The sequence below is a fragment of the Baekduia sp. genome, from assembly GCF_035996765.1.
Classification (GTDB): domain Bacteria; phylum Actinomycetota; class Thermoleophilia; order Solirubrobacterales; family Solirubrobacteraceae; genus Baekduia.
This window is the reverse complement of sequence record NZ_DASYJG010000094.1, coordinates 17,348-30,063: the sequence shown is the minus strand read 5'-3', so window position 1 is coordinate 30,063 and position 12,716 is coordinate 17,348. Positions and strand designations below refer to the sequence as shown.

Annotated in this window: 10 protein-coding genes and 1 rRNA gene; 1 reads left to right on the top strand and 10 read right to left on the bottom strand. The window is 68.5% G+C overall.

Going from position 1 to position 12,716, the window contains the following annotated elements; translation table 11 throughout:
* Window positions 1-666 (bottom strand): 16S ribosomal RNA (locus tag VGO10_RS20180); the annotation flags it as partial.
* Between the two features lie 589 nt (window positions 667-1,255).
* Window positions 1,256-2,443 carry a tyrosine--tRNA ligase gene (gene tyrS, locus VGO10_RS20175; RefSeq protein ID WP_327471797.1) on the bottom strand — a complete coding sequence of 396 codons (1,188 nt, stop codon included), beginning with the start codon at window positions 2,441-2,443 and terminating at the stop codon, window positions 1,256-1,258.
* Window positions 2,444-2,573: 130 nt separating this feature from the next.
* On the opposite strand from tyrS, the gene VGO10_RS20170 reads away from it, so the two are divergent.
* Complete coding sequence (locus tag VGO10_RS20170; RefSeq protein ID WP_327471796.1) at window positions 2,574-4,841, top strand: transglycosylase domain-containing protein; 2,268 nt, start codon at window positions 2,574-2,576, stop codon at window positions 4,839-4,841.
* A gap of 95 nt (window positions 4,842-4,936) precedes the next feature.
* Here the strand turns inward: VGO10_RS20170 and VGO10_RS20165 are convergent, their stop codons facing one another.
* The 8 genes from VGO10_RS20165 to VGO10_RS20130 all read right to left on the bottom strand — a co-directional run bounded on the left by VGO10_RS20165 (window position 4,937) and on the right by VGO10_RS20130 (window position 12,703).
* Window positions 4,937-5,536: a DNA-3-methyladenine glycosylase gene (locus tag VGO10_RS20165; RefSeq protein WP_327471795.1), complete on the bottom strand. Its 600-nt coding sequence runs from the start codon at window positions 5,534-5,536 to the stop codon at window positions 4,937-4,939.
* Window positions 5,537-5,538: 2 nt separating this feature from the next.
* Window positions 5,539-6,879 (bottom strand): argininosuccinate lyase, encoded by a 1,341-nt coding sequence (gene argH / locus VGO10_RS20160; protein WP_327471794.1) that lies wholly within the window; start codon window positions 6,877-6,879, stop codon window positions 5,539-5,541.
* Window positions 6,880-6,891: 12 nt separating this feature from the next.
* Entirely contained in the window at window positions 6,892-7,260 is a 369-nt protein-coding gene (locus VGO10_RS20155; protein ID WP_327471793.1) for a hypothetical protein, read from the bottom strand.
* 37 nt (window positions 7,261-7,297) lie between these two features.
* Window positions 7,298-8,446 carry a DegT/DnrJ/EryC1/StrS family aminotransferase gene (locus tag VGO10_RS20150; RefSeq protein WP_327471792.1) on the bottom strand — a complete coding sequence of 383 codons (1,149 nt, stop codon included), beginning with the start codon at window positions 8,444-8,446 and terminating at the stop codon, window positions 7,298-7,300.
* A complete protein-coding gene (locus VGO10_RS20145) occupies window positions 8,436-8,618 on the bottom strand; it encodes a hypothetical protein (RefSeq protein WP_327471791.1) in 183 nt (60 codons plus the stop codon). The genes VGO10_RS20150 and VGO10_RS20145 overlap by 11 nt, the downstream gene beginning before the upstream one ends.
* Window positions 8,615-9,919: a hypothetical protein gene (locus VGO10_RS20140; RefSeq protein ID WP_327471790.1), complete on the bottom strand. Its 1,305-nt coding sequence runs from the start codon at window positions 9,917-9,919 to the stop codon at window positions 8,615-8,617. The genes VGO10_RS20145 and VGO10_RS20140 overlap by 4 nt, the downstream gene beginning before the upstream one ends.
* A gap of 114 nt (window positions 9,920-10,033) precedes the next feature.
* The gene (gene cimA, locus VGO10_RS20135; RefSeq protein WP_327471789.1) at window positions 10,034-11,647 is read right to left on the bottom strand and encodes a citramalate synthase; all 1,614 of its coding nucleotides are present in this window, start codon (window positions 11,645-11,647) and stop codon (window positions 10,034-10,036) included.
* A gap of 105 nt (window positions 11,648-11,752) precedes the next feature.
* Window positions 11,753-12,703, bottom strand: a complete 951-nt coding sequence (locus tag VGO10_RS20130; protein WP_327471788.1) for a branched-chain amino acid transaminase — start codon at window positions 12,701-12,703, stop codon at window positions 11,753-11,755.
* Window positions 12,704-12,716 lie beyond the last annotated feature (13 nt).

Genomic DNA, 12,716 nt, shown 5'->3' with positions numbered 1-12,716 from the left:
TACACCCGGAATTCCGCATCCCCCTACTGGCCTCCAGTTCGCCCGTATCGCACGACACTCCCCAGTTGAGCCGGGGTCTTTCACGCACGACGCAACGAACCACCTGCGAGCGCTTTACGCCCAATAAATCCGGACAACGCTTGCCCCCTACGTATTACCGCGGCTGCTGGCACGTAGTTAGCCGGGGCTGATTCCCCAGGTACCGTCATTATCTTCCCTGGGAAAAGGGCTTTACGACCCGAGGGCCTTCATCACCCACGCGGCGTTGCTGGGTCAGGCTTTCGCCCATTCCCAAGATTCCTAGCTGCTGCCTCCCGTAGGAGTCGGGGCCGTATCTCAGTCCCCGTGTGGCTGACCATCCTCTCAGACCAGCTACCGATCGTCGCCTTGGTAGGCCATTACCCCACCAACAAGCTAATGGGCCGCGGGCTCATCCCGTTGCGGAAGCCGAAGCCTCCTTTCCTCACTCCTACTGATGTAGATGTGAGCACATTTGGTATTAGCCCCGGTTTCCCGGGGTTGTCCCAATCAACAGGGCAGATTACCCACGTGTTACTCACCCGTTCGCGGCTTTGCCCCCGAGCAAGCTCGGGTTCGTCGCTCCACTTGCATGTGTTAAGCACGCCGCCAGCGTTCGTCCTGAGCCAGGATCAAACTCTCCGTGAAGTTTCCTACACACCGGCACACCCGAAGGCGCACCGGATTACGAAGAGCTGTCAAACCTCATATGGCACGAGCAATACACGTCTCGTACCGAGGGATGACGGGATTCTTTTTCAGACCCTCGCGCCCCGTAAACGGGACCGAGGGGTCGAACCTGGACGCGCACCCTCGACCCGACTGAGTCGAAAGGCGCGCATGCTGTTGAGTTTTCAAAGACCGTCGCGCCCTGTCGGGAAGGGGATACCTTCGAAAGGACGCTCCGCCGAGCCGAAGCTCTAGGAGCGGGGTCGAGCAGTTTAGCACCGTTCGACCGCGGGTGCGGGCTCCGGTCAGACCGGCGTCCGTGCCCCGCTGCGCAGAAGTATATGCACAGTCCGATGCGCCACGTCGTGCGGGGGCGCCACGGCAACACGCAGGCGATCGCCATGCCCGGCGATCCCTTGCGAGCAAAGGCTATCCGCCCCGCCGGCCGCGACGCAAGGGCCAACCGGTCCAGCCGCGCCACCGCGATGGTGCCCGACCCCGAGCCTCGCGACGTGACGATTCCGACACCGTGTCCGGTTCGAACCCGAGGGCCCGAGCCGCAGCCGGATCAGGCGAGCCGCAGCCGACGGAAGTGGCGCTTTCCGACCTGCAGCACGTGGCCGTCCAGGCGGTCCGGGGCGATGTCGACATCGCCCTCCCCCAGCGCCTCGCCATCGAGCTTGACCCCACCCTGGGCCAAGAGCCGGCGAGCATCCGAGCGCGAGCGCCCGAACGCATCGGCGATGAGCGCGGGCAGGTGCACCGCCCCGTTCTCGGCGCTGAAGGCGTGCTCGTCGACCTCATCGGGCGCCTCGTGGCTGACGAACAGGCGATCGAAGTGCTGCTCGGCCGCGGCCGCCGCATCCTCGCCGTGAAAGCGCGCGACGATACCCCGCGCCAGCGCGCGCTTGGCGTCGCGCGGCCCGGTGCCCTCCGGCGGGCGCGGCACGGCCAGCAGCGTGTACCACGACGCCATCGCGTCGTCGGGCAGCCGCATCGTCTTGCCGAACTGCTCGTCGGGGTCCTCGGTGACGCCCACGTGGTTGCCCAGCGACTTCGACATCTTCTCGACGCCGTCGATCCCGGGCAGGATCGGCATCGTCAGGATCGTCTGCTCGGGCTGGCCGTAGGCACGCTGGACGTCGCGGCCCAGCAGCAGGTTGAAGGTCTGGTCGGTCCCGCCGAGCTCGACGTCGGCGGTGATCGCCACCGAGTCATAGCCCTGCAGCAGCGGGTACAACGTCTCCAGGACCGAGATCGGCTGTTGGGCGGCGAAGCGCTTGGCGAAGTCGTCGCGCTCGAGGATCTGCGCCACGGTCGCCACGCGCGCGAGCCGGAAGAGCTCTTCCGCGCGCATGTCCAGCCACTCGCCGTTGCGGCGGACCTCCAGCAGTTCGGGATCGTCGCGCAGCACGGTGAACGCCTGCTGGCGGTAGGTCTCGGCGTTGGCGTCGATCTCGGCGCCGCTCAGGACCGGGCGCGTCGTCGAGCGCCCGCTGGGGTCCCCCACGCGCGCGGTGTAGTCGCCGACGATCAGGACCACGCGGTGGCCGAGGTCCTGGAACTCGCGGAGCTTCTGCAACACCACCGTGTGGCCGAGGTGGATGTCGGGTGCCGTCGGGTCCAACCCCAGCTTGACCCGCAGCTGGCGGCCCTCCTTCTCGGCCACCTCGAGCTTGCGCGCCAGGCCGCCCTCCGGCAGCGACTGATGGGCGTTGCGCAGCAGCGCGGAGGCGATCTCTGACGGCGGGGCCATGAAGGCCCAATGCTAGAGTCCAGAGCCGTTTGCGGGGCAGCAGCCGCCAGCCCCGCGACCTCCTGCCTCGCGCCATCCCGCCGAGGCGCCGCGCCGTATGAGCGACCCAAACGCACCGCATCTCGCGCCCGTGCCTGATCCAAGCTCAGGCCCACCCGCCTCCCAGCCGCCGCGTCGCAAGACGAAGGTCAAGAAGCTGCGGCTGCTCGCGATCCTCGTGCCGCTCGCGGTGCTGGCCGTGGTCTCAACCATCTTCGGGATGATGATGGCCGTCGCCTCCGACCTGCCGGCGCTCGAGCAGCTGCCGCAGGTCGCCAAGCGCAAGAACTCGGTCCTGACCGACATCCGCGGCACGCGCCTGACGACGCTGACCTCCAACCAGGGCCGGATCATCGTCATCGGCGACCAGATCGGCGCCTACGCCAAGTACGCCGTCATCGCCGTCGAGGACCAGCGCTTCTACGAGAACTCCGGCGTCGACCTGCGCGGCATCGGCCGCGCGTTCTTCCAGGACGTGGTGCAGCGTCGTCAGGCGCAAGGCGGCTCCACGATCGCCCAGCAGTTCGTCAAGAACGCGCTCCAGGCGCAGTCCAAGCGCACGGTCTTCGAGAAGCTCCGCGAGGCCGCGATGGCCTACCACCTGACGCGCAAGTGGTCCAAGGAGCGGATCCTCACCGAGTACCTCAACACGGTGTACTTCGGCAACGGCGCCTATGGCATCGAGGCGGCGGCGCGCACGTACTTCAGCGCCGATCCCAACCACCAGGGTTGTGGCACGCCCGGCTACACGATGTGCGCCGCGCAGCTCACGCCGGCCGAGTCGGCGCTGCTGGCGGCGATCATCGCCTCCCCCAGCCGCTTCGACCCCGTCGCGCATCCGGGTGCCGCCACGGACCGGCGCAACATGGTGCTCAAGAAGATGCTCGACCAGCAGCGCATCTCGGGCCCGGTCTATGACGACGCGATCCACGAGCCGCTGTACGCGGCGATCACACCGGCGCACGTCGACACCCTCAAGGGCTCGGAGTACTTCGTGTCGTGGGTGCGCCAGAGCCTGGTCGACCAGGTCGGACCGCAGCGGGCGTTCGAGGGCGACCTCAAGGTCCAGACGACGCTCGACGTCGACCTGCAGAAGGCGGCGCAACAGGCGGTCAACAACTACTTGTCGTGGAGCGGTGGGCCCACCGCCTCGGTCGTGGCGATCGACAACAAGACCGGTGAGGTCCGCGCGATGGTCGGCGGCCGCGACTACGACAAGGCGCCGTTCAACCTGGCCACCCAGGGCCAGCGCCAGCCGGGCTCCTCGATCAAGCCCTTCATCTTGGCCGAGGCGCTGCGCCAGGGCATCGGGCCTGGCGCCGTCTACCCGTCGCGCAAGCGCTTTTTCCGGGTGCACAAGGGCAGCAGCGAGATGTTCGTCGTCAACAACTTCGAGAACGAGTACGCCGGCCAGTCGACGGTCGCCAACGCGTTGACGTTCTCCGACAACTCGGTCTTCGCCGCGCTCGGCATCCAGGTCGGGACCAAGAAGGTGGCCAACCTCGCCGAGCGGATGGGCATCAGGACGCCGGTCTCCTCGAACCTCGCGATGACGCTCGGCGGTCTGCGCGAGGGCGTGACGCCGCTGGACATGGCCCACGCCTACGAGACCTTCGCCTCGGGTGGCAAGCGCATCAGCGGGACGCTCGGCACGAGCAAGGATGGTCCGGTCGGCATCCACCTGATCACCAAGCGCAACGACCCCGAGGACGTCGTCAAGCGCAACAAGCCCAAGACCAAGCGGATCCTGTCGGCCAAGCTCGCCGCCGAGGAGACGCAGCTGCTGACGGGGCCCGTCAAGTACGGGACCGCGACGCGCGCGCAGTACGGGGGCTTCGCGGCCGGCAAGACCGGTACCACCGAGAACTCCGGCGACGCCTGGTTCGTGGGCTTCACCCCGCGCTGGACGATCGCGGTGTGGGTCGGCTACCCCACCACCTTGAAGCCGATGCTGACCGAGTTCCGTGGCTCGGCGGTCACCGGCGGCACCTTCCCGGCGATGATCTGGCACGACTTCGTGGTCGCGGCCAACAAGATCATCGACGACCGCAAGAACGAGGAGCGGGCCGCCAAGGGCCTGCCGCCGCTGGAGGCGACCACGTCGGTTCCGTCGACGACGCAGGCCGCGCCGACGGCCGTGCCGCGCGAGGGCGCGGCGCCGGAGGGCGCGGGGACGGGCGGCACCGACGCGAGCGGCACGGCGCCACCGGTGACGACAACGCCGAAGACGACCGCGCCGCCGGCGCAGACGACGCCGAAGACCACGACACCCCCGGCGCAAACGACCCCGGCGACGCCAACGCCCGCGCCAGCGGGCCCGAGCGGCGGCACGGGCGGAGCCGACGCACCGGCCGGTTAGACGCGCCGAAGGCGTTCTCCGCCCCGGATCGTCGTGGCTGACGGTCGACGGCGAGCGCCGGAGGGCGCCAGCCCTTCAAGCTCCGTCGGCGGCCGTCAGGCGCGGCGAGGTGGCGCGGAAAACGTCTTCGGGATGGGGCGCGAGACGTACCCGTTGCCCGCGGCAGAGAACCGCCACGGCAGCTCGACCGCCTTGGTGATCCCGATCCGCGGCCCGGCGATCAGCTTGGGGTCCTTCCAGCCGTCTTCGCGGGGATGGATCAGGATCGGGCCCTCGAACAGGTTGGTGTTGTTGAGGTCGAGGTCGATCCCCAGCGCCTGGGTCAGCTTGCCCGGGCCGTTGCAGAGCTCGACCTCCTTGGCGACGCCGCGGAGCGCGTGCATCCGTGCGATGCCCTCGGTCGGCTCCAGCGCGCGGATCAGGACGGCGGCACCGACCTCGCGGTGCTCGCAGACCGCGTTGAGCAGCGCGTGGATCCCGTAGGAGCGGTAGATGTAGGCCTTGCCGGGATCGTTGAAGAGCACGGATGTCCGAGCCGTCAACCCGACGTAGGCGTGGGAGGCCGGCTCGGAGTGGTGGTAGGCCTCGGTCTCGACGATCACGCCGGCGCGGCCGTCGTGCTCCAAGACGCAGCCGACCAGGTCCTGCGCGACCTCCACCACCGGGCGGTCATAGAAGGACGGCGCGAGCGCCACGGCTATGCGGACAGCAGCGCGCGAGCCAGCTCGAGCTGCTCGCGCACGCGCGGAAGCGCCGTCCCGCCCTCAGACGCCTTGGATTCCAGCCACGAGGACTGCGCCAGCACCGCGCGGGCCTCCTCGCCGAGCGCGGGCACCGCGACATCAGCCAGGGAGCGCCCGCTCTCCACCGACTCGCGCACGAGGCCGGCGATGACGCCGTGGGACTCGCGAAACGGCGTGCCCTGCTTGACCAGCAGGTCGGCGAGGTCGGTCGCGGCGATCAGCTCGTCGCTGGCCGCCGCGCTCATGCGCTCGCGGTCGAAACGGGCGCCGGCGACCATCCCGGTGGCGGCCGCAAGGCAGAGGCGCAGCGTGTCGACGGAGTCGAACAGATGCTCCTTGTCCTCCTGCAGATCCTTGTTGTAGGTCAACGGCAGGGCGTGCATCACGCCGTGCAGCGCCTGCAGGTGGCCGACGATCCGCGGCGCCTTCGCGCGCAAGAGCTCGCCGGCGTCGGGGTTCTTCTTCTGGGGCATGATCGACGAGCCCGACGACCAGGCATCCGGCAGGACCAGGAACCCGAACTCGCTCGAGGACCACAGCACGATCTCGGCGCCCAGGCGCGAGAGGTGCGTGGCGCAGGTCGCGGCGGCGCTGAGGTAGTCCAGGATGAAGTCGCGGTTGGCGACCGCGTCGACCGAGTTCGGCGAGACGCTGGTGAAGCCCAGCTCGGCGGCGACCATGCGGCGGTCGGTGTCGAAGTTCACGCCGGCCAGCGCGCCGGCGCCGAGCGGCATGACGCCGCAGGCGGCCTCGACGGCGGCGAAGCGCTCGCGGTCGCGCGCGGCCATCCAGAACCACGCGAGGAGGTGGTGGGAGAGGTAGATCGGCTGCGCGCGCTGCAGGTGGGTGTAGCCGGGCAGTGCCCAGTCGAGGTGGCGCTCGGCGGCGTCGACGAGCGCCGACATGTAGGCGGTGAGCTGCGCCTGGGCGCTGCGCGCAGCCTCGCGCGTGAAGAGCGCGACGTCGGTGACGACCTGGTCGTTGCGCGAGCGGGCGGTGTGCAGGGTGCCGCCGGAGCGCCCGGCGATCGCCGTCAGCCGCCGCTCGACGGCCATGTGGATGTCCTCGTCGTCGGGCTCGAACGGGAACGTGCCGTCGCGCAGCTCGCCCTCGACCTGATCGAGGCCGGCGAGGATCGCGTCGCGGTCGTCGGCGCCGATGATCCCCTGCGCCGCGAGCATCTTGGCGTGCGCTCGTGATTGCGCGATGTCATGGGGCCACAGCCGCTGGTCGAAGCCCAGCGACGTGTTCAGCTCCCGGAAGGCCGGGTCCTGTGGTTCGGCGAAGCGCGACATGTGGCGGGCAGTCTACGAGCGGCCCAGCGAGTCGGCGATCTGGGCGACCTGGGTCGCCAGCGCGAAGCCGAGCAGGTAGAGCGAGACGCCCCAGCCGACCAAGGCGCCCGAGCCGGGACGGTAGAAGCGATGGTCGCGGGTGCGCCAGTCCATGATGGCGGCGATCGCCAGACACAGCAGGCCGAGGGCCATCAGCGCCCACGGCGCCCAACCGGTGATCAGGTAGCGGGCGTCGAGGTGGAACTCCGAGGCGATCGCGGAGATCGTGTGGTGCCAGAGGACGATCGGGAGCGCCGCCGCCGCGGCGAAGCCGACCGCGCCGGTCAGGCGCGCGCGTTGCCGCGCCGTCTCTTCGCGCTGTCGTCGTGACCCCGCCGCCATGGCGCGGATCGTCCCACGCGGCGCAAGCGCTGTCAGGTCAGCCGAGGATCTCGCCCAACGCCGCCGCTACCCGGGCCACCTGGTCCTCGCGCATGTGCGGGAAGAACGGCAGCGCGACGGATCGGGCGGCGACGTCCTCGCAGACCGGGAACTCGCCTTCGCGATGGCCGAAGGTCTCGCGGTAGAAGCTCATGAGGTGGATTGCCGGCAGGTAGGGCTTGGACTGCACGCCGCGGTCGCGCAGCGCGCGGATGACGTCGTCGCGCGGCGGGCCCTCGCGCGGGACCTGCACGACGAAGACGAACCAGCCGCGAACGTCGCCGGCATGACGAGCGCCGTCCTCACACGGCAGGCCGAGGCCGCGCTGGGTCGCCAGCCCCGCCAGCGCCTCGCGGTACAGGGCCGCCACGCGCGCGCGGCCAGCGAGCAGGTCATCCAGCCGCGTGAGCTGCACCGAGCCGATCGCGCACGCGATGTCGCTCAGGCGGTAGTTGAAGCCGAGGCGATCGTGGTCCAACCACCCCATGTCGGGCGCGCGGCCCTGGTTGCGCTCGGAGTCGATGCGCGCCTTCATGGCCTCGTCGCCGAGGGTGATCATCCCGCCCTCGCCCGTGGTCATCTGCTTGTTGGCGTAGAACCCGAAGACCGCGGGGTTGCCGCGCCCGCCGACGGCGGGACCGTCGTGATGGCGGGCGCCGAGCCCCTCGCACGCGTCCTCGACGACCGGCAGCCCGAGCGCCTCGAAGGCGGGCAGATCGGCCGGGTAGCCGAAGATGTGGACGGGCAGCAGCGCGGTGGTGCGCTCGGTGATGGCCGCGGCTGCCGCAGCCGGATCGAGGTTGAGCGTGACCGGGTCGACGTCGGCGAAGACCGGGCGCGCGCGCTCGAAGACCGGCGCGTTGGCCGAGGCGACGAACGAGAACGGCGAGGTGATGACCTCGTCGCCCTCCTTGACGCCGACCGCACGCAGCGCGAGATGCAGGCCGCTGGTTCCCGAGGAGACCGCGCTGGCGTGCGCGGCGCCGACGCGCATGGCGAAGGCCTCCTCGAAGGCCGGCACACGCGGCCCGAGCGACAGCTGCCCGGACCGCAGCACCTCGATGACCGCCTGCTCCTCCTCGACGCCGAGGACGGGCTGGGCGAGCGGGACGACGTCCGTATCGGCGGGCAGTGAGCTAGCGCCCAAGCGCTTCTAGACGGCGAGCAGGCGCGGACTGGCTACGAGCCGCCCCATCGATATCCCAACAACAAAGTTCCTCGACATCTGGCTGCTCGGCCTCACGCGAGTGCGGGAAAAACTCGTCGATCACCTGGTCCAAGGAGGTGTAGACAATATCGTCGTCGGCTTGCTTCTTCATGACGTCGCTCCGTACTTGCTGGCGTAGAACTGAGGGTTGTATTCGCGCTTGAAGTAGTGCTTTCGCGAGATCCAGACGAAACCGTCGCCCTTCGAGATTACGGCAACGTCGATCGGACCACCAACTGTTTCGGCACCGAACGATACGCGATGGCGAAACGAGGTCAGGTTGACGAGCGACTCGGCCATCATCGCTAGCTCGTCCTTCGGCAGCACCGCCACAACATTGAGCACCGGTCCAACGTGCTCAACGGATCGATGAGCTGCAATTCGCGCGCGCACAGCCTTGAGACGCTCCCCCGCAGCAGCATCGAAGGCCGCTTCAATCTTCTTTCGAGTCGCAGCGGATAGCGAGGCATCGGCGAGAACCTCCGCTGGGTAGTCCTCCAAGAGATCCATCGCCTCCTTGGCAAACGCCATCTCGAACTTCGGATGGATCCCTTCGATGAACGCACGCACTGGCTCCTTCTGCGCAAAGGGAGCGATGACCGCCGTCTCGTTCTCGCGATCGACCTCAATCGCTTCTCCAGTCGTGTACTTCGCACTCCCCAACAACATTCCTTCGATCTCGAAGCTCACCAAGCGTGGGAAGTAGTCGTCGATCCCGAACCCCGCGATCACGACACCAGAAGCGCCCGGATGTTGACGGCCAGCCGGGGCCTTCTTGGTGAACAACCACACTGCGAGTTCTCCGAGACGGCGAGCTGTGGCGGGAGTAACCGCCTTCTTTGCAAAGACGCGGCGACGTATGTCGCTGATCGCCGACGTCAGGTGCTGCTTGATCTCCGCTGCGCGCGCATCGAGCGCACCATCGGTGGCAGGTGCTTCTCGCCACTCGCCGTGATGCTCGGCAACAACCGCGGACACGATGGCCTTGACCTCTCCGCGTGTGATCGAGCCCTTGACGCCCATCTCACGGCGAACCCGATCGACCATCGTGCGCTCGAGGTAGCTGAAGAAGCCATAGATCGTTCGCTCGCCGGAGTCCTTTTGAGCCGCAACCGGGAAGAGCTTCTCCGCCGACTCAAGGAAGCTGATGAAGTCGGTGCCGTATTCAGAGAGTTCGCCAAACGCTCGTCCAGTGCGCTCGTCTCGGTATGCCTTGATGATCGTCTCCCAAGGCACGCCAAGCAGCGAGGCGCCGCCGTACACCATGACGCCCACTGGCTCGACCTTCGACAAACCGAAGATCTTCGAGACTGAGTTGAAGACTTTCGGTCCAATCGCCGTCTGGATCGTTACCGCGCTGTCCGCCGCAAGCGCCACAGCCTCCCGGTTCATCACCGCAATCTCGGCAGTCATTGGCGGCGAGACTACCCATTTGCGAAGACATGATCCGCGCTCAGCGTCTACTCACCTACTTGCAGCCGAGCAGATCCTCGACGCTAGGTCCAACACAGAGGCGAGATGGCCCGCTCACGAGGAGCGCGCCTCCGACGACGAGGACCGCACACCGCCGCGCGGGCCGTCCGGGCGCTTCTGCTCGGCGAACTCCAACGAGTCGACGAGCGCCTGCCAGGAGGCGGCGATGACGTTCTCGTGCACCCCGGTGGAGCCCCAGACGTCAACACCGTCAGAGGCGTCGATGAACACCCGCGTGACCGCGTCGGTGCCGTGCGTCTCGTCGAGGATGCGCACCTTGAAGTTCACGAGCTCGACGTTGGCCAGGTGCGGGTGGACCTGCACGATCGCGGCGCGCAATGCCGCATCCAACGCGTTGACCGGTCCGTTGCCCTCCGCGGTCGTCACGTAACGCTCGCCGTCGAGCCAGACCTTGATGGTGGCCTCGGTCTCGACCTTGCCGTCGGCGCGCTGCTCGACGATCACGCGCCAGGACTCCAGCCGGAAGAGCGGCTCGTACTCGCCGGCCTCTTGGCGCAGCAGCAGTTCGAACGACCCGTCGGCCGCCTCGTACTGGTAGCCGCGATGCTCGAGCTCCTTGACGCGCTCGATGACGCGCGAGGCGCCAGCGTCGTCCATCGCCAGGCCGGCCGCCCGGGCCTTCTCCAACACGGTGTGCTTGCCTGCGAGCTCGGAGACGAGCAACTCGCGCTCGTTACCGACGACCGACGGATCCCTGTGCTCGAAGGTCGTCGCATCGGCGCGGATACCGGCGACGTGCAGGCCGCCCTTGTGCGCGAAGGCGTTGCGCCCGACCCACGCCGCGCACGGATCCGGGTTGCGGTTGAGCAGCTCGTCGACGAAGTGCGCGGTCTCGGTCAGATGCACCATCCGCTTCGGCCCGATGAGGTCGTAGCCGAGGCACAGCTGCAGGTTGGCGACAATCGCCACCAGGTTGGCGTTGCCGGTGCGCTCGCCGATCCCGTTCATGGTGCCCTGCACCTGCGTGGCGCCCTCGGCGACGGCGGCCAGCGTGTTGGCTACGCCACACTCCAGGTCGTTGTGGCAGTGGATGCCGAGGGCGACGTCCGGCCCCAACGCCGTGCGCGCGGCACCCACGGCCTCGGCGATCTGGTGCGGTAGCGAGGAGCCGTTGGTGTCGCACAGCACGACGCGCTCGGCGCCGGCGCCGGCCGCCGCCCGCAGGCACTGCAAGCTGTAGTCCGGGTCGTCGCGGTAGCCGTCGAAGAAGTGCTCGGCGTCGTAGATGGTGCGCTTGCCCGCGCCGACCAGGAAGGCCACCGAGTCAGCGATCAGCTCGAGGTTCTCCTCGGGCGAGACGCGCACGACCTTCTCGAGGTGCAGCCGCCAGGTCTTGCCGACGATCGTGCAGACCGGCGCGAAGCACTCGGCGAGGATCTTGAGCGCCGGATCCTCGGCGGCCGCGACGTCGCGCCGGCGGGTCATGCCGAAGGCGACGATCTGGGCGTGCTGGAACTTCTCGGCGGCGAGCAGCCCGAAGAGCTCGAGCTCCTTGGGGTTGGAGGCCGGGAAGCCGGCCTCGATCAGGTCGATGCCGAGCGCGTCGAGCTTGTGGACGACGCGCACCTTCTCGGCGGCGGTGAGCGACATGCCCTCGCCCTGCATGCCGTCGCGCAGGGTGGCGTCGTAGGTCTCGATCTTGGTCATGGTGCGTCCTTGGAAGATAGGTGGCAGGTCGGCGAACAGCGGGCAGCGACACGCGACGCGCTCAAGGCGCGCGTGTCGCTAGCGAATTCGCCGACCGAGCCCCATCTAGGAAGCAGCGACCTTGGAGAAGTGGTGCGCGGGGACCGGGTCCAGCCAATCGGCGTAGCGATCGCTGCGGCCGTGCAGCGCGTCCTCGAAGGTCTGCTGGACCGCGCGGGTGATCTCGCCCGGGCGACCGGTGCCAACTGGGTGGTCGTCGACCTCGCGGATCGGCGTCAGCTCGGCGGCCGTGCCGGTGCAGAAGATCTCGTCAGCGAGGTAGAGCTCGGCGCGCGCGATGTCGCGCTCGACGACCTCGAAGCCGAGGTCGCGGGCGATCTGCATCACCGAGCGGCGGCTGATGCCGTCCAGGATCGACGCGGTCTGCGGCGGCGTCACGATCACGCCTTCGCGCACGACGAACATGTTCTCGCCGGTGCCCTCGCAGACGAAGCCGCGCGCGTCGAGGAGGATCGCCTCTTCGTAGCCGGACTTGTGGCACTCGATCTTGGCCAGGACCGAGTTGAGGTACTGGCCGCTGGCCTTGGCGTGCGGGATCAGCGAGTCGCCGTCGATCCGGCGCCACGAGGAGACGCGGGCGCGCACGCCGTTGGCCTTGCCCTCCTCGCCGAGGTAGCTCCCCCACTCCCACGTGGCCAGCGCCACGTCGACCGGTGCGTCGAGCGGGAAGAGGCCCATCGTGCCGTAGCCGCGGTAGACCAGCGGGCGGATGTAACAGGAGCGCTGGCCGTTGCGGCCGATCAGCTCCAGCGTCGCCTCGCGCAGCTGCTCGGCGGTAAAGGGGATGTCCATGTAATACAGCGACGCCGACTTGAAGAGCCGCGCGATGTGCTCCTGGTGGCGGAAGACCGCGGGGCCCTTGGACTCGGTGTCGTAGCAGCGCACGCCCTCGAAGACCCCGGTCCCGTAGTGCAGACCGTGGGTCAGCACGTGGACCTTGGCGTCCTCCCAGGCGACGAACTCGCCGTTCATCCAGATGAGGTCCGCTGTCTCCACGCTCGTGTCTCCT